General features: G+C 70.7%; 14 protein-coding genes. 5 read left to right on the top strand and 9 right to left on the bottom strand.

Annotation, left to right across the window (positions count from 1 at the left end):
- Positions 1-125: 125 nt before the first annotated feature.
- Positions 126-827, top strand: a complete 702-nt coding sequence (locus tag AT699_RS15045) for a GntR family transcriptional regulator (protein ID WP_006385337.1) — start codon at positions 126-128, stop codon at positions 825-827.
- On the opposite strand, the gene AT699_RS15050 is transcribed toward AT699_RS15045, so the two are convergent.
- Positions 812-2,185, bottom strand: a complete 1,374-nt coding sequence (locus AT699_RS15050) for a hypothetical protein (protein WP_024068958.1) — start codon at positions 2,183-2,185, stop codon at positions 812-814. The genes AT699_RS15045 and AT699_RS15050 overlap by 16 nt on opposite strands.
- Before the next feature lie 168 nt (positions 2,186-2,353).
- Between AT699_RS15050 and AT699_RS15055 the strand changes: the two genes are divergently transcribed.
- Positions 2,354-2,941: a surface-adhesin E family protein gene (locus AT699_RS15055; RefSeq protein WP_024068959.1), complete on the top strand. Its 588-nt coding sequence runs from the start codon at positions 2,354-2,356 to the stop codon at positions 2,939-2,941.
- A 77-nt stretch (positions 2,942-3,018) separates the two neighbouring features.
- On the opposite strand, the gene AT699_RS15060 is transcribed toward AT699_RS15055, so the two are convergent.
- Genes AT699_RS15060 through AT699_RS15080 form a run of 5 tightly spaced genes read right to left on the bottom strand, consistent with a single transcriptional unit; the run spans position 3,019 to position 7,495 of the window.
- Positions 3,019-3,843: an ABC transporter permease gene (locus AT699_RS15060; protein WP_024068960.1), complete on the bottom strand. Its 825-nt coding sequence runs from the start codon at positions 3,841-3,843 to the stop codon at positions 3,019-3,021.
- Positions 3,840-5,030: an ABC transporter substrate-binding protein gene (locus AT699_RS15065; protein ID WP_020927827.1), complete on the bottom strand. Its 1,191-nt coding sequence runs from the start codon at positions 5,028-5,030 to the stop codon at positions 3,840-3,842. Before AT699_RS15065 ends, AT699_RS15060 begins: the two co-directional genes overlap by 4 nt.
- Positions 5,020-5,832 carry an ABC transporter ATP-binding protein gene (locus tag AT699_RS15070; RefSeq protein ID WP_024068961.1) on the bottom strand — a complete coding sequence of 271 codons (813 nt, stop codon included), beginning with the start codon at positions 5,830-5,832 and terminating at the stop codon, positions 5,020-5,022. Before AT699_RS15070 ends, AT699_RS15065 begins: the two co-directional genes overlap by 11 nt.
- The gene (locus tag AT699_RS15075) at positions 5,829-6,941 is read right to left on the bottom strand and encodes an acyl-CoA dehydrogenase family protein (RefSeq protein ID WP_020927829.1); all 1,113 of its coding nucleotides are present in this window, start codon (positions 6,939-6,941) and stop codon (positions 5,829-5,831) included. Before AT699_RS15075 ends, AT699_RS15070 begins: the two co-directional genes overlap by 4 nt.
- On the bottom strand, positions 6,938-7,495 hold the full coding sequence (locus AT699_RS15080; protein ID WP_006395222.1) for a carboxymuconolactone decarboxylase family protein: 558 nt from the start codon (positions 7,493-7,495) through the stop codon (positions 6,938-6,940). The genes AT699_RS15075 and AT699_RS15080 overlap by 4 nt, the downstream gene beginning before the upstream one ends.
- A 203-nt stretch (positions 7,496-7,698) precedes the next feature.
- Between AT699_RS15080 and AT699_RS15085 the strand changes: the two genes are divergently transcribed.
- Positions 7,699-8,622, top strand: coding sequence for an AraC family transcriptional regulator (locus AT699_RS15085; protein WP_024068962.1), 924 nt, complete (start codon positions 7,699-7,701; stop codon positions 8,620-8,622).
- A 27-nt stretch (positions 8,623-8,649) separates the two neighbouring features.
- Here the strand turns inward: AT699_RS15085 and AT699_RS15090 are convergent, their stop codons facing one another.
- From AT699_RS15090 to AT699_RS15100, 3 genes are read right to left on the bottom strand one after another with little or no spacing between them, the layout of a single operon-like run.
- A complete protein-coding gene (locus AT699_RS15090) occupies positions 8,650-9,468 on the bottom strand; it encodes an alpha/beta fold hydrolase (RefSeq protein ID WP_024068963.1) in 819 nt (272 codons plus the stop codon).
- A 5-nt stretch (positions 9,469-9,473) separates the two neighbouring features.
- Entirely contained in the window at positions 9,474-10,769 is a 1,296-nt protein-coding gene (locus AT699_RS15095) for an O-acetylhomoserine aminocarboxypropyltransferase/cysteine synthase family protein (RefSeq protein WP_024068964.1), read from the bottom strand.
- Between the two features lie 35 nt (positions 10,770-10,804).
- Positions 10,805-11,944: an aminotransferase class V-fold PLP-dependent enzyme gene (locus tag AT699_RS15100; protein WP_054438020.1), complete on the bottom strand. Its 1,140-nt coding sequence runs from the start codon at positions 11,942-11,944 to the stop codon at positions 10,805-10,807.
- A 169-nt stretch (positions 11,945-12,113) separates the two neighbouring features.
- Between AT699_RS15100 and AT699_RS15105 the strand changes: the two genes are divergently transcribed.
- On the top strand, positions 12,114-13,139 hold the full coding sequence (locus AT699_RS15105) for an amino acid ABC transporter substrate-binding protein (protein ID WP_024068966.1): 1,026 nt from the start codon (positions 12,114-12,116) through the stop codon (positions 13,137-13,139).
- Between the two features lie 95 nt (positions 13,140-13,234).
- Entirely contained in the window at positions 13,235-15,388 is a 2,154-nt protein-coding gene (locus AT699_RS15110; protein ID WP_024068967.1) for an ABC transporter permease subunit, read from the top strand.
- Positions 15,389-15,426 lie beyond the last annotated feature (38 nt).

The following is a 15,426-nucleotide window of genomic DNA, read 5'->3' on the forward strand; positions in this document are numbered from 1 at the left end:
AATACATTAGTGCGTCAGCTAGGTGAAAACCCGCTACACTCCGCTTCCACGACTGCCCCTTGCGATCGACCTTGACGACCGACGCTTCCGACCGACCTACCGAGAATTTCCCGGATTCCGCTCCGATGCCCAGCCCCAAGCTCAGACTGGACCGCTCGCGGCATGCCGCGCCCCAGGTCTTCGAACATCTGCGCGAACAGATCATGTCGCTGGCGCTGGCGCCGGGCGCGCCGCTGTCGCGCGTGGAGCTGGCCGAGGCCTACGGCCTGAGCCAGACGCCGATCCGCGACGCGCTCATGAAGCTGGCAGAGGAAGCGCTGGTCGAGATCTATCCGCAGCACACCACCGTGGTCAGCCGCATCGACATCGCCGCGGCGCGCCAGGCGCATTTCCTGCGGCGTTCGATCGAACTGGAAATCGTGCACCTTTTGGCGCAGAAACCCGATCCCCTGCTGGTCCAGCGTCTGCAGGCCAGCATCGACCGCCAGCGCGTCTGCCACGCCGCCGGCCAATACCAGCAGTTCATGGAAGCCGACCAGGCCTTCCATCGCGACATGCACACGGCCGCCGGCGTCACGGCGCTGTGGGACATGGAGCAGCGCTACAGCGGCCACGTCGACCGCCTGCGCCGCCTGCACCTGCCGGAAGCCGGCAAGGCCGAACGCATCATGGACGACCACCAGCGGGTGCTGGACGCCATCGCCGCCGGCGATGCGCCGCGGGCGCAGCAGGCGCTGCGCGAGCACCTGTCGGGCACCCTCAGCCAGGTGGCCGAGATCTGCAAGCGCTATCCGGACTACGTGCTGGCGCCCTACTCCAACGCATAACGCACGATGAGGGTCCTGCCGTCGCGATCGGCATGCACCAGCAGGCCCTCGCCCGCCGCGTCCAGCCCGAGCAGCCCGCGCTCCTGGTCGGGCGACAGCTGGAACGGCCGCCAACTGCGCCCCTGGTCGCGGGTGTGGAAATACGTGCGGGTGTATTCGCCAAACGAAAACAGGTGGTCGGCGTAGGTCTGGATCACCCAGCCGTTGCGGCCGAACCAGGCCTGCCCGATCCAGGTGGGCCGGCCCCGCACGTCGGGTGTGGCGGCCAGTTCGTGCCAGTTGCCCTGGTCCGGCTCCAGGCGAAAGATGCGGTTGCCATGGGTGGCATACACCGGCTGGCCCAGCACCGGGCGCGATAGCGGGTCCTGCGCCGGCACCGGCGCCACGTCATGGGTGATGCGGAATGCCGGCGACGCGCCGCTCTGGAACCGCACCTCGAAGCGCCGCGTCTCGATGCGCCGCGCGCCGCCATCGGCGGTGACGCCTTCGCGCCAGCTCCAGCCCACCGCGCGGTCGGCCGCCGCCGGGTACAGCGACCAGCCGTAGGCCAGTTGCTCGCCCGCGCCCGCCTGCTCATGAAAGGCCTTGGCGTAGCTGCCGGCATCGGGCCAGACCTGTTCGCGCAACCGCAGCGCCGACCAGCGCCGGGCGCCGTCTTCGCTCACCAAAAGGCGCTCGCCGTCCGCGCCGTCCTCCAGCGCCACGGCGCGCGCCTCGCTCAGGAACATGGTGTGCCGTTGCGGCGCGCCCAGCGCGACCTCCGGATCGTAGCGCCACGTGGCGCCCTGGTCGTCGGAACGCAGGACGTCCCGCGCGGCCGGTTGGTCGCCGTCGCCCGGACGGCGCAAGGTGCTGGTCACCAGATACAGAGTCTGGCCCGGCGTGCCGATGAGCGTCACGCCGGTGTCGCCGCCAATCGAACCCAGCAGCGCGTAGCGGCCGTTGTCGCGGCCGCCATAGACCAGGTTGCGGACCTCGCGCGAGGCCGCGCCAGCGCGCAACAGATCCAGCGCCAGGTCGGCCTGACCGGCGGCCAATGCCGGCGCGGTCCCCTGCGCCGACGCGCGCCGGGGTTCATGGCGCTCGGCCACGGCGGGCAGCAGCGCGTCCAGCACCGGCGCGCGGCCCAACCCGGCCAGGTCGCGCTCGCCCGAGATCAATTGACCGGTCAGGTACTGGTGATCGCCATAGCGGTACAGGCGCGTGCGCGAATAGCCGGCCAGCGGCGGGCCGTCGAGTTCGCCGATGACCTCGCTGCGCGTCAACGGCTGGCCTTCCGGCACCAGCTGGTGCAGGCCATAGGCCAGCAGGCCGGTCGCGGCAATCGCGGCCACACCCGCGAACCCCCTGATATTCATCGTGCTTGTCACTCCTGCGATGCGGGACAGCGCCAGACGTCGCCATGGGCGCCATCCGGACGGACGAGACTATACCTCCGCGCCGCACACCGCGCCGCGCTCCGGCTGTGACCGGATCTTTCTCTATACTGGGGCCACTCACACGGACGCCGCTCGGGAAACGCCCTCATGACAGCAAGGCAAGCGCTACACATACTGATCCTGGCCATGCTGGCGGGATCGGCCTGGGCCGAGCCGGCCGCCACGGCGGCGGACGCCTGCGCCGCGGCGCAGCGTGGCGGCAAAGCAGCGCAGGCCGACGCCTGCGCGGGCGCCAGCGTGCCGCGCGAGGCGGACAATACCGGTCTGGCGCCAAGCCCTGGCTCGGACTGGCAGCCGCTGGCCCCGCAAAGCATGCCGGGGGTGTTCTATGACGGCGCCTCCATCACGCAGCTGTCCGAACGGCCGGTGGTGATGCTGGCCACGGTGGCCTGGTTCTACGCCCAGCCACGGGTCTCCGAAACCAATGGCCAGCCCTATGGGTCGGTGACGCAGGCCGTGATCATGAACTGCAGCAACAATACCTACACCGTCACCGAGACCCAGCATTACGCCGGCCCCAACGCCACCGGCAGCCTGGTGGAATCGCTGCCCGTGGCAGGCATGTCGAGCGCGCCGGTGGTGCGCGACCCGGTGCAACGCTCGCTGCGCACCGTGATCTGCCCGGCCGACGGCCGCCGCGCGCCGCCCCAGGGCACGGCGGCGGGCAAGGACTAGGGCCTGCCGCGACCGCGCCGCGCGTCCTGGTCACGCGTCCGGATGTCCATGCGAGGCGCCTGTTGCATGGACAGGGCCTAGCCGCGCCAATAGCGGTAGAGCGCGCGCGCCGCGGCGTCCAGCGCGAAGCCGAGCGCCCCGATCAGCAGCACCATGGCCATCAGTTCCGAATAGGCCAGCCGGTCGCGCGTGTCCAGGATGAAATAGCCCATCCCCGCCGATACGCCCAGCATTTCGCACGGCACCAGCACGATCCAGAGAATGCCGATGGCCAGCCGCGCCCCGGTCAGGATGTGGCCCAGGACGCCAGGCAGGATCACGTGGCGCAGGGTTTCCCAGCGGGTCGCGGCCATGCTTTGCGCCAGCTGCAGCCAGCGCGCGTCCAGCTGCTGCACGCCTGCGGCCGTATTCAGCACGATGGGCCACACCGCGGCAAAGGCCAGCAGGAAATACACCGGGTCGTCGCCCACGCCGAACACCATCACCGCTATCGGCATCCACGACAGCGGCGAGATCATGCGCAGGAACTGCATGGCCGGCGACAACGCCGCCTCCAGGCGCCGGTAGCTGCCGATGGCCAGCCCGAGCGGCACGCCGATGGCCAGCGCCAGCCCCAGGCCCACGGCCACGCGCCGCAGGCTCACCAGCACGTGCAGCGGCAGATCCGAGCCGGTCAGCAGTTGCCACAGGCTGGCGAAGGTGGCGGCGGGCGCAAAGCGCCGCGCCATGCCGCCGGCGGGCGCCAGTACCTCGGTACCCAGCCACCACAGCGCCAGCAGCGCCGCCAGGCCGGCCAGCCCAAGCACGGCGCGCGCGGCCGGGCCGTCGCGCCGCGCGCGGGTGCGCGCAGGCACGGCGACGGGCTGCGCGCCGCCCGCGGCCAGCGACTGACGCGCCGTCACGCCCGCACCATCTCGGCCCGGCTGTACGACTCGGGAAAGCCGAAGCGTCCCAATCCGCCCGCCGCCTCGATGGCGCGCCTGACGTAGCGGTCGTCGACCAGCTCGGCGGCCGCCCGCGCCGGATCCAGGTTCGCCAGAAAGCCGCGATCGGCCTCGATCACGGTGTCGCGCAGGCGCCGCACCAGTTCCTCGGTATAGCTGGGGAACGGGTATGGCTGGAAGTCGATGCGGCGCTCATCCCAGTCGGCGTGGCGGATCGCGCCGCTGGCCAGGTATTGCTCGCGGTCGGACGGCGGCGGCGCCAGCACCTTGCTCAAGGCCGGCAGGCCGTGCGGGGTGTAGCGGTTGATGCCTTCCTTGGACAGCAGCCTGGCGGTCTCTTCGCGGTTGTCGCGGATCCACAGCTGCGCCTGGACGATGGCGTCGACCACCTTCTGCGACCACTCGGGGCGCTGCTGCAGGTCGCGCTCGTGCATGAACACCACGCAGCAGGCGTGGTTGCGCCAGACGTCGCCGGTAAAGCGCAGCACCTTGCCCACGCCCAGCGTCTCGGCCACGGCATTGAAGGGTTCGGCCACGATGTAGCCTGCGATGCGGTTTTGCGCCAGCGCCGGCGGCATGTCGGCCGGCGCCATCACCACCAGGTTGACTTCGTTGGCGGCCGGCGCGCCGTCCTTGCGCGACACGGGCTCCAGGCCGTTCTCGCGCAGCAGGTATTGCAGCACCACGTTGTGGATGGAATACCAGAACGGGATCGCCACGGTCTTGCCGCCCAGCTGCTTGACGTCGTTGATGGCCGGCGCCACCGTCAGGCCCGAGCCGCCGACGTGGTTCCAGGCCACCACCTTGGCCGGCACCTGGCTGCCGAAGCGCGCCCACACCGTCATCGGCGACAGCAGGTGCACCACGTTGACCTGCCCCGAAATGAACGCCTCGATCACCTGCGCCCAACTGCGCAGCAGCGTCGGCTTTTCGGCCTTCACCCCGGCCTTGTCGAACAGGCCGTTGTTATGCGCTACCAGCAATGGCGCCGCGTCGGTGATCGGCAGGTAGCCGATGCGCACCGGGGCGTCGGGCTCGCTCTGCGCCCGCGCGTTGAACGCCGACAGCAGCGGCGCGGCGCCGCCCACCGTCAGCAGGGCCGAGAGTTTCAACCAGTCGCGACGCGACATGTGTTCAAGGCACATCGATAGACTCCTTGGCGGCTTGGCCGCGTGCGACCCGCAGCGCATCGCGCAGGCGGGTCAGGATTTCCAGGCGCAGCGCGCCCATTTCAGGCAAGAGATCGGCGCGCGGCTGCGGCAGGTCCACCGACCACACGCCCAGGATGCGTCCGGGCGCGCCGCCCAGCAGCACGATGCGGTCGGCCAGCAGCAGCGCTTCGTCGATATCGTGGGTGATGAGGACGGCGGCGGTATGGAAGTCGGCCACCACCTTGCGCAGCAGCGCCTGCATGTCGCCGCGCGTGACCTCGTCGAGCGCGCCGAAGGGTTCGTCCAGCAGCAGCACCGCCGGCTGGCGCGCCAGGCAGCGCGCCAGCGCGGTGCGCTGCGCCATGCCACCGGACAGTTGCGTCGGCCGCAGGTGGCGCGCATGCGACAGGCCGACCTCGTCGATGGCCTGGTCGATCCGCAGGCGCCGTTCGGCCGCGTCCAGCACGGGCTGGTGGACGAAATCCAGGCCGAACGCGACATTGCGCTCCAGCGACAGCCACGGCAACAGGCTGGGATCCTGGAACGCCACCGCCACGCGCGGATGCACGCCGGTCAACGGCGCGCCCTCCATCAACAGCGTGCCGGCGCTGGCCGGCTGCAACCCCGCCAGCACCCGCAACAGGCTGGACTTGCCGGCGCCGCTGGCGCCCAGCACCGCCACCACCTCGCACCGATCCAGCGCCAGGTCCACGTCCCGGAACACGTCCATGGACGCGCCGGGGTAGCGCAGCGCCAGCGCGCTGGCCTGCAACACGGGGCGCGGCGGCGCGCTCATGCGGCGCCCTCGGCCGCGAGCCGGGCCTGGCGCTTGGCCAGCTCGGTCTTGAGCTGCACCAGGCTGGGGGTGACGATGGGCAGGAAGGCCGCCTCGCGCCAGCGGCGCGCAAAACCGTCGCCAGCCGGTCTCAGGTAGGCCGCGCCGCCGCTGGCCTGCAGTTCCAGCTGCACTGCCTGGCTGGCGATCTCGGCCAGGGCGATGCGGCTCTCGAACAGCAGCCACGGTTCGGCCACGAAGCGTTCGCTGCGCACGCCGGCTACCAGGCGCGCGGTCACTTCGTCGAGCTGCCGCGCCAGCGCCTGCAGGGGTTCGGCGAGGATGCCGCGCGAGGCCTGGCCCTGCCCGGCCTCGCCAGCCGCGCGCAAGGCGCGCCGCGCCAGGCCGATGGACAGGCCGCACTGCAGCCCGGCGAAGGCCGGCCGCGCTCGCGGCAGATACTGGCGCGCGTCCGGATGGATCAGCCATTCGGGCCCGATGCGTACATCGCGCACGTCCAGCGCCGCCGTGTTGCTGGACTGCAGCGCCAGCAGGTTCAGGTCGGCGCTGCGCGTCAGTCCGTCGATGTCGTGCGGCAAGGCCACCACCGCCGGCGTGCCGTCCGGCGACGAGACGGCCGCGGCCACCAGGAAGCCCTGCTTGCGCAGGTTGGTCACCCACGGCATGCGGCCGTCCAGCCGCCAATCCGTGCCGTCCTGGCGCGCGCCGATCTGCAGCGATTCGATGCCGCTGAGGAACTTCATGGCGTTCGACAGCGCCGTGGCGCCGGCCGTTTCGCCCGCCAGCAAGGGCGCCAGCCACGCCCGCGACAAGGCCGCGTTGGGGCTGCGCAGCAGGTATTCGATGAAAACGCGCTGGCCCCAGGCCACGAAGGCCGCGGCCACGGAATGCTCGGCCACCTGCGACACCGCCTCGATGGCGTCGCCGATGTCGGTGCCCGGCGCGCCGCCCTGCTCAGCCGGCACGCCCAGGCGGAACACGCCCGCCTCGGCCAATCGCGGCAGGACCTCGGCGGCGTCATGGCTGCCGTCGTCCAGCGCGCCGGCATGGGCGTCGAGCCAGGCGGCCAGCCCGGGCGACAGGCGCGGGTCCGGTTGCCGCGCCGTCATTGCGCGCCGCTCCAGGCGTAGGCGCCCAACTGCTCGTTCAGCGGCGTCTGCGCCAGGTTGTTGCCGAAATTGCAGATGGTCGCCAACCCCACGCCGACGATCACTTCGAGCGCGTTGCCGTCGCTGTAGCCGGCCTCGCGCAAGGCCTGCAGCTCGGCGTCGCTGACGCGGCCGCGGGTACGGATCACGGCTTCGGTGAACGCGGCCAGCGCCTGCAGGCGGGCGTCGGGCAGCGTGCCTTGCGCGCGCAGCGCATCCACCACTTCGGGCGAGAGCTTGGCCTTGTTGCGCGCCAGCGCGGTGTGGCCGGCCACGCAGAAGGTGCAGCCGTGGCGGGTGCCGGCCACCAGTTGCACCACCTCGCGTTCCTGCAGCGTCAGCCCGGCGCGCGCGTTGATCTGCGACAGCGTCTGGTACGCTTCCAGCGCCACCGGCGCGTTGGCCAGCACGCCCAGCAGGTTGGACAGGTAGCCCGCGCCCTGTTCGGCGGCGGCCAGCGCGGCGCGGGTGGGTTCGGGGGCGCTTTGCGCGGTATGGACGGGCAGACGGGCCATGAAGGTCTCCAGAAGACTGTCAACGAAAACTCGATTGTGCGGGCGCCCCGCCCCGGGCGACAATGCACGGGGGTCGCAAGCTGATGCTCGATCCTATCGACTTTCAGCTATGCGCTTATAACCAGGCGCGATCGCCATCATCGCGCCAAACTGATCCGGTCGTTCCGCCATACCAGCGCGGCCGCCACTCGCCTGCCCTTGCCATGCCGCCCTCGCCCGCCCCGAACGCCGATCAAGCCGCCGTCGACGCCCTGCTGTTGTCGAGCCTGGAGGTGCAGTCCAGCTTGTATCACCTGGGGCAGTACTGCGGCAATTGGTCGGCCAGCACCAGCGGCCGGGCCCGCGCCAGTTTCCACCTGATCCTGCACGGCCGTTGCCGCGTCGACCTGGGGCCGGGCCAGGCGCCGCTGACGCTGGCGGCCGGCGACGGCGTGTTCTTCCTGCGCGACCTGCCGCACGCGCTGACGCCGCTGGATCCGCTCGGATCGGCGGCGCCGGTGTGTCGCGAGATGCGGCCGCTCACGCCGCGCCAGCCCGACGGCACCGGGCTGGCCTGCGGCTTCTTCCAGTTCCGCCCCGGCCTGGCCGATCTGCTGGCCGATACGCTGCCCGACGTGCTGGTGCTGCGCGCCGACGATGCCCGCTACGCCAGCGCGCGCGGCGTGTTCGACCTGATACTGGGCGAAACCCGGCGCGACGGCGGCGCCTCGACGGTAGTGCTGGAACGGCTCACCGACATGCTGGTCTTTTTCATGCTGCGCCACCTGGCGATCCACGACCGCCAGGCCCACGGCCTGTTCGTGCTGGCGCGCGACCCGGCCATGGCGGGCTTGCTGCAGGCGATCCTGGCGCGGCCGGCGGACCCCTGGAGCATGGACGACATGGCGCGCCACGTGCACATGTCCAAGGCCACCTTCCACCGCCGCTTCACGCTGCAAAGCGGCACCACGCCGGCGCAGTTGCTGCAATTGCTGCGCATGCGTGTGGCGCGGCGCCTGCTGGCGCAGGGCGCCGCCATCGCGGACGCCGCCGAACGGGTCGGCTATCGCTCGCAGGCGGCCTTCAGCCGGGTGTTCCAGCGCATCGAGGGCGTGGCGCCCTCGGCCTGGCGGCGCGGCGGCGCCTGAGCGGATCGCGCCCAGGCAGGCCGCGCCTCAGGACAGGCCCAGCAACAACTCCGCCAGCAACTGCGGATGGGTGATGTGGGCTTCGTGCGGGGCGGCGATGTCGACCCAGTTCCAGCCCGGCTGCGATTTCACCAGCTGACGCGACTGCTCCAGCACCGGCAGTTCGGGCTGGGTGCAATGGATGTACGTGCGCGGGCGACCGTTGCCGATCGGGTGCTTGAGCGTCAGCGGCGTGGTGTAGCTGGCCAGCGGGTGCGGCGTCAGGCGGCGCTTGACCCAGGCCTCGTCGGCGCTGCCCGGCTTGAAGCCCCAGGCCGCCGGCAACGGCTCGGGGATCGGCACGGCCAGGCCGTTGGTGGCCTTGGACGCGGCCGCGATGCGCGCGTCGGCGTCGGCCTTGGGGTACACCGAGAACGCATCCTGGCCGTTCTGCAGCACGATGGAATCGAAGTACACCAGGTGCGCCAGCCGCTCCGGAATGCGGTCGGCCACGCCCGAGATCGGAATGCCGCCGAAGCTGTGGCCCACCAGGATCACGTCGTTCAGCTCTTCACTCTGGATCACCTGGACCAGGTCCTCGACGAAGGTGTCGATGGTGATGCCCTTGTGCAGCAGGTGGGCGCGGTCGCCCATGCCAGTGAAGCTGGGCGCGTAGACGCGATGGCCGGCGGCCTGCAGCCGGTCGGCCACCGGCCGCCAGCACCAGCCGCCGTGCCAGGAGCCGTGCGCCAGCACGTAGGTCTTGGCGCGGCCGGCGGCCGGCTTGGCCGCGATGGCCGGCGCAGCCGCCAGGGCGGGCAGCCCCGCCGCCAGTTGCAACAAGGTCCTGCGGGAAATCATGCTCATGCCGCTTACACCTGTGCCAGGGCCTGGTCCAGGTCGGCCAGCAGATCGTCGATATGCTCGATGCCGATCGACAGGCGCACCGTTTCCTCGCGCACGCCCGCCTTCTGCAGCTCTTCGGGATTGAGCTGGCGATGGGTGGTGGACGCCGGATGCGTGGCCAGCGACTTGGCATCGCCGATGTTGACCAGGCGCGTGAACAGTTGCAGCGCGTCCTGGAAGCGCGCGCCGGCTTCGCGGCCGCCCTTGACGCCAAAGGTGAACAGGCCCGGCGCCTTGCCGCCCAGGTACTTGCGCACCAGCGCGTGGTCGGGGTGATCCGGCAGGCCCGCGTAATTGACCCACTCGACCTTGGGGTGCTCGCGCAGGTAGCCGGCCACCTTGACCGCGTTCTCGACGATGCGGTCCACCCGCAGCGCCAGCGTCTCGATGCCCTGCAGGATCTGGAACGCATTGAACGGCGAGATCGCCGCGCCGGTGTTGCGCAGCGGCACCACCCGGGCGCGGCCGATGTAGGCGGCCGGGCCGAAGGCTTCGGTGTAGACCACGCCGTGGTAGCTGACGTCGGGTTCGTTCAGGCGCTTGAAGCGGGCCTTGTGCTCGGCCCAGGGAAACTTGCCCGAGTCGATGATGGCGCCGCCCAGGCTGGTGCCGTGGCCGCCCAGGTACTTGGTCAGCGACTGCACCACGATGTCGGCGCCGTGCTCGATCGGACGCAGCAGGTACGGCGAGGGCACGGTGTTGTCGACGATCAGCGGCAGGCCGTGGCGGTGGGCCAGCTCGGCCAGCGCGGCGATGTCGGTGATGTTGCCCAGCGGGTTGCCGACCGACTCGGCGAAGATGGCCTTGGTGCGCTCGTCGATCTGCGCCTCGAAGGCGGCCAGGTCGCTCGGGTTGGCGAAGCGCGTGGTGATACCGTATTGCGGCAGCGTGTGGGCGAACAGATTGTAGGTGCCGCCGTACAGCGTGCTGGACGAGACGATGTTGTCGCCCGCCTCGGCAATCGTCAGGATGGCGTAGGTCACCGCGGCCTGGCCCGAAGCCAGCGCCAGCGCGGCGATGCCGCCTTCCAGCGCCGCCACGCGCTGTTCCAGCACGTCGGTGGTCGGGTTCATGATGCGGGTGTAGATGTTGCCCGCCACTTTCAGGTCGAACAGGTCGGCGCCGTGCTGGGTGTCGTCAAAGGCGTAGGCCACGGTCTGGTAGATCGGCACGGCCACGGCGCGCGTGGTCGGGTCGGGCTTGTAGCCGCCATGCACGGCAATGGTTTCCAGGCGCCACTCGGGCTTCTTCGGTTCGGTCATGTGGTGCTCCTCGAAATGCGTTATCGGTAATAGGATCAGGCGGCGAACCCGCGCGCGGCGCGCAGGATGCGGTCGACGTCCCCATGATTGTTATAGGCGCCGACGGACAGGCGCACGTAACCATACTCCACGATGCTGGCCACCACGCCTTCGCGGGCCAGGTGCGCCAGCGCCGCGGCCGGATCGGCCACGCGCAATGCGGTGGTGGTGCTGCGCAGCGCCGCGTCGGCCGGCGATACCACCTGCAGGCCCTGGGCGCGCAAACCGTCGCTCAATGCAGCGGATAGCTCCAGTACCCATGGCTCGATGCGTTCGGGCCGCGCCCATTCGATCAGGTCCAGCGCCGCGGCCCAGCCGGCGATGCCGGGATAGTTCAGGTTGCCGGTTTCCAGGCGGCGGGCGTCGCCCGCGTCGGACACCCCCACCTGCCATTGCAGGCCGGTCTTGTCGAGCGTGGTGATTTCCGACGGGCCGACGTACAGCGGATCCAGCGCGTCGAGCAGGCGCGGCGACACGTGCAGCAGGCCCACGCCCAGCGGCCCCAGCATGCCCTTGTGGGCGCCGCTGGCGAAAGCGTCCACGCCCCACGCATCGACCTCGGCGCGCAACAGGCCCGCGCCCTGGATGCCATCGACCACCAGCCAGATGCCGCGCTCGGCGCAGCGCCGGCCCAGCTCGGCGATGTCGGTGCGCAGGCCCGTGCCGTATTGCACCCACGACACCGCGATCAGCCGCGTGCGCGCGTCGACGTGCTGCCACAGGTCATCGACCGTATAGCGGTGCGCGCGTGCCGACGGCACCCGCACCTGCACGCCGCGACGGCGCAGGTTGAGCCAGGGCAAGGCGTTGGTGGGATGTTCCTGGTCGTCGACCACCAGGTTGTCGCCTTCCTGCCAGGCCAGGCCCTGCGCCACGGTGTTCAGGCCCTCGGTGGTGTTCTTGGTGAAGGCCAGCCGGCGCGCGTCGCCGCCGATCAGCCGGGCCAGCCGCGCGCGCAGCGCGCCGGCATCGCGCAGCCATTGCGGCTTGTCGCTGCGGGCATGGGTGATGCCGTCGAAGAAGGCGGCCACGCCATCGGCCACCTTGGGCGCCAGCGGGCTGGTGTAAGCGATGTTGGCGTATGCCTTGTCGCGAGTGATGGGAAACCATTCCCGGAATTCGTCCTGCCAGCTCATGCGCAACCTTCTTCAATCATGCAACTTGGTATGGACGGATTCTAGGTATATGACGCGAATTTGGATAAGGCTAAGTTCTCATAACCATATGACGATACAGTCGCTCACGATTGCGACGCGCGACCATAGAATTCATGCCTTTCTTGCATACATCGAATACGGGAACGGCATGCGGTTGATCTCTCTACTCAAGGCCGCCGGGGCGGCGGCGGCGCTGGCTTGCGCTGGCGCGTCCATGGCGGGCGTCACGGTCGACGCCATCAAGAAGCGCGGCGAATTGGTGTGCGGCGTGAGCCAGGGCTCGGCCGGGCTGTCGATCGCCGACAAACAGGGCCGCTGGACCGGCCTGGACGCCGACCTGTGCCGCGCGCTGGCGGCCGCCGTGCTGGGCGATCCCGAGAAGACGCGCTTCGTGCCGCTCAGTTCGCAGCAGCGCTTTCCCGCCCTGCAAGGCGGCGAGATCGACGTGCTCAACCGCAACACCACCATCACCTCCAGCCGCGACGCGGGCCTGGGCATCGTCTCGGCCGGCATCGTGTTCTACGACGGCCAGGGCTTCCTGGTGCCGAAGAAGCTGGGCGTGAAAAGCGCCACCGAACTGGACGGCGCGCAGGTCTGCGTGCAGCCCGGCACCGTCAACGAACAGAACCTGGTCGATTACTTCAAGAAGCACAAGCTCAACTATCGGCCGGTGGTGATCGAGAACCTGGTCGAGCTGGAACAAGCCTTCTACGCCGGGCGCTGCGACGTCTACCTGTCGGATGCCTCGACGCTGGCCGCCAGCCGCGCCGCGCGCGCCGCCAATCCGGACGACTTCGTCATCCTGCCCGAACGCATCAACAAGTCGCCGCTCGGCCCCTTCGTGCGCCAGGACGATCCCAACTGGACCGCCATCGTGCGCTGGACCGTCAACGCGCTGGTGGCCGCCGAGGAACTGGGCATCACCTCCAGGAACGTGGACAGCCAGGCGCAAAGCAGCGACGCCCAGGTGCGCCGCCTATTGGGTCTGGACCCCGGCATCGGCAAGGGCTTCGGGCTGGACGAAGGCTGGGCCCGCAACGTGATCAGGGCCGTCGGCAACTATGGCGAGGTGTGGGACCGCAACCTGGGCGTGGCCACGCCGCTCAAGCTCGATCGCGGCCTGAACCGGCAATGGAACCAGGGCGGCCTGCTGTATTCGCCGCCGTTCCAATAAACCTTCACGCACGCGCTGCCGGCAGGCGGGCCGACGGCCCGCCTGCGCGCTTTTTGAGAAGCCGCCGACCCCTTCCGGCGCAGGCCAGGACAGACATGATCGCCCTTCACTCCTCGCCCTGGAACGCCGCGCTGCGGCGCTGGTGGCCAGCCGCCGCCTGGACCCTGGGGCTTGCCGCCCTGGCGGCGCTACTGCTGCTGCACATCGAAGCCACGCAGGCGGCCCGCGGCATCCGCGGCGGCTTCGGCTTCCTGTTCCAGCCGGCGGGCTTCCGCATTTCGGAAAGCCTGCTGCCGGTGACGCCCGACGATCCCTACTGGATGTCGCTCGCCGCCGGGCTGGTGAACACGCTGACGGTCGCGCTGGTGGCAATTCCGCTCGCCACCCTGCTGGGTATCGGCCTGGGCCTGCTGCGGCTGTCGTCGCGGCCGCTGGCATCGCGCGCCGCCGCGCTCGTCATCGCGCCCTTGCGCAATACCCCGGTACTGCTGCAATTGTTCGTCTGGTACGGCCTTTTGCTGCGCCTGCCGGACGCGCGCCAGGCGTGGTCTCCGCTGCCGTCCGTGCTGCTGTCGAACCGCGGGTTGGCATTGCCGGCGCTGCACGGCTGGCTGCCCTATGCGGTGGCGGCGGCGGGCGCCCTGCTGCTCGGCTGGCGCCTGCGTCATCGCCTCGGCCGCGCCGCGCCCTGGGCCGCGCTGGCGGCCACGGCGCTGGCCTGGGCGTTGTTGCCCGGCGTCACCATTGATCTGCCCGTCAAGCGCGGCTTGGGCCTGCAAGGCGGCTGGCAGCCCAGCATCGAATTCGCCGCGCTGGTGATCGGGCTGGTGGTGTTCCATGCGGCCTACATCGCCGACATCGTGCGCGCCGCCGTGCGGGCGGTGCCGGTGGGCCTGGTGGAAGCCGGCCAGGCCATGGCATTGACCCCCTGGGGCGTGCTGCGCCACGTCGTCGCGCCCTACGCCGCGCGCGTGGCGCTGCCGCCGTATGCCAACCAGTGCCTGGCACTGGTCAAGAACAGCACCCTGGCCATCGCCATCGGCTACCAGGAGCTGATGGCCGTCATCAATACCGCCATCACCCAGACCGGGCTGGCGCTGGAAGGCATCACCCTGGCCGTGGCCGTCTACCTGGGGCTGGCGTTGGCGCTGGGCGGCGCGCTGTCCGCCTGGAACGCGCGCCATGCCCGCCACGGCCCCGGCGACAGCCACGGCGCCCGCCTGGGCGAGCGCCCCGCGTTGCGCCTGCTGGACGACGACAAGCGCGGCATCGGCGGCTGGTTCGGATCGGCGCTGATGGCATTGCTGCTGGGCGCCGCCGGCTGGGCCTTGCTCGATTGGGCGCTGCTGCGCGCCGTCTGGAGCGGCAGCCCCGCCGCCTGCGCCGCCGCGGGCGCCTGCTGGGCCGCCGTGGGCGAGAACCTGCCATTGCTGCTGTTCGGCGCCATGGCGCCCGCCGACCGCGCGCAGGCGCTGGTCGCCTGCGCCGCCCTGCTCGCCGGCGTGGCGGTCGCGCTGGGGGTGGGTCGGCTCGCGGCGCGGCCACGCCTGGCGTGGATCGCGCTGATGATTGCCGTCACGCTGGCCGCGCTGGCCGGTTGGCCCTGGGGTGGCGGCGCCATCGGCCCGTCGCGCTGGAGCGGCCTGTTGGTGACGCTGATCCTGGCGATCTCCGCGCTACTGGCCGCGCTGCCGCTGGCCTTCGGCCTGGCGCTGTTGCGCCGTTCCGCCAGCCCCGGCGGGTCGCTCGCCGCCGCAGCGCTGATCGAGGCCGTGCGCGGCGTGCCGCTGGTGACGCAATTGCTGTTCGCGTCGTTCGTGCTGCCGCTGCTGCTGGGCGGCGGCGTGTCCAAGTTCGGCATGGCCCTGGCCGCGCTGACGCTGCACACCGCCTGCCTGCTGGCCGAAGTGCTGCGCGGCGCGCTGCAGGCAATTCCGCCTGGCCAAATGATGGCGGCGCGCGCGCTCGGCATGCGCCCCGCCGTCGCCTACTGGACGGTGATCTGGCCGCAGGCGCGCCGCATCGCGGCGCCGGCCGCGCTGGGCGTGTTCGTCGGCGCGGTCAAGGACACCTCGCTGGTCAGCATCATCGGCGTGTTCGACGTGCTGGGCGCGGCCAAGGCGGTGGTCGCCGGCACTGACTGGCGTGCCTACCATGTCGAGGTCTACCTGGCGGTGGCGCTGCTGTACTTCAGCGCCAGCCTGGCGTTGGCGCGCGTGGCGCGGCGCATGGAAGGAGCGGTTTCCTGATATCCTCGCCGACGCGCGCGGTGCCGCCTTCGCGGCCA

The sequence above is a fragment of the Achromobacter xylosoxidans genome (genome assembly GCF_001457475.1).
Taxonomy (GTDB): domain Bacteria; phylum Pseudomonadota; class Gammaproteobacteria; order Burkholderiales; family Burkholderiaceae_B; genus Achromobacter; species Achromobacter xylosoxidans.

Bases quoted from the DNA above. Each gene is read 5' to 3' on its own strand.
- AT699_RS15045 (WP_006385337.1), top strand. From the start codon at position 126: ATGCCCAGCCCCAAGCTCAGACTGGACCGCTCGCGGCATGCCGCGCCC.
- AT699_RS15050 (WP_024068958.1), bottom strand. From the start codon at position 2,185: ATGAATATCAGGGGGTTCGCGGGTGTGGCCGCGATTGCCGCGACCGGC.
- AT699_RS15055 (WP_024068959.1), top strand. From the start codon at position 2,354: ATGACAGCAAGGCAAGCGCTACACATACTGATCCTGGCCATGCTGGCG.
- AT699_RS15065 (WP_020927827.1), bottom strand. From the start codon at position 5,030: ATGTGCCTTGAACACATGTCGCGTCGCGACTGGTTGAAACTCTCGGCC.
- AT699_RS15070 (WP_024068961.1), bottom strand. From the start codon at position 5,832: ATGAGCGCGCCGCCGCGCCCCGTGTTGCAGGCCAGCGCGCTGGCGCTG.
- AT699_RS15075 (WP_020927829.1), bottom strand. From the start codon at position 6,941: ATGACGGCGCGGCAACCGGACCCGCGCCTGTCGCCCGGGCTGGCCGCC.
- AT699_RS15080 (WP_006395222.1), bottom strand. From the start codon at position 7,495: ATGGCCCGTCTGCCCGTCCATACCGCGCAAAGCGCCCCCGAACCCACC.
- AT699_RS15085 (WP_024068962.1), top strand. From the start codon at position 7,699: ATGCCGCCCTCGCCCGCCCCGAACGCCGATCAAGCCGCCGTCGACGCC.
- AT699_RS15090 (WP_024068963.1), bottom strand. From the start codon at position 9,468: ATGAGCATGATTTCCCGCAGGACCTTGTTGCAACTGGCGGCGGGGCTG.
- AT699_RS15095 (WP_024068964.1), bottom strand. From the start codon at position 10,769: ATGACCGAACCGAAGAAGCCCGAGTGGCGCCTGGAAACCATTGCCGTG.
- AT699_RS15100 (WP_054438020.1), bottom strand. From the start codon at position 11,944: ATGAGCTGGCAGGACGAATTCCGGGAATGGTTTCCCATCACTCGCGAC.
- AT699_RS15105 (WP_024068966.1), top strand. From the start codon at position 12,114: ATGCGGTTGATCTCTCTACTCAAGGCCGCCGGGGCGGCGGCGGCGCTG.
- AT699_RS15110 (WP_024068967.1), top strand. From the start codon at position 13,235: ATGATCGCCCTTCACTCCTCGCCCTGGAACGCCGCGCTGCGGCGCTGG.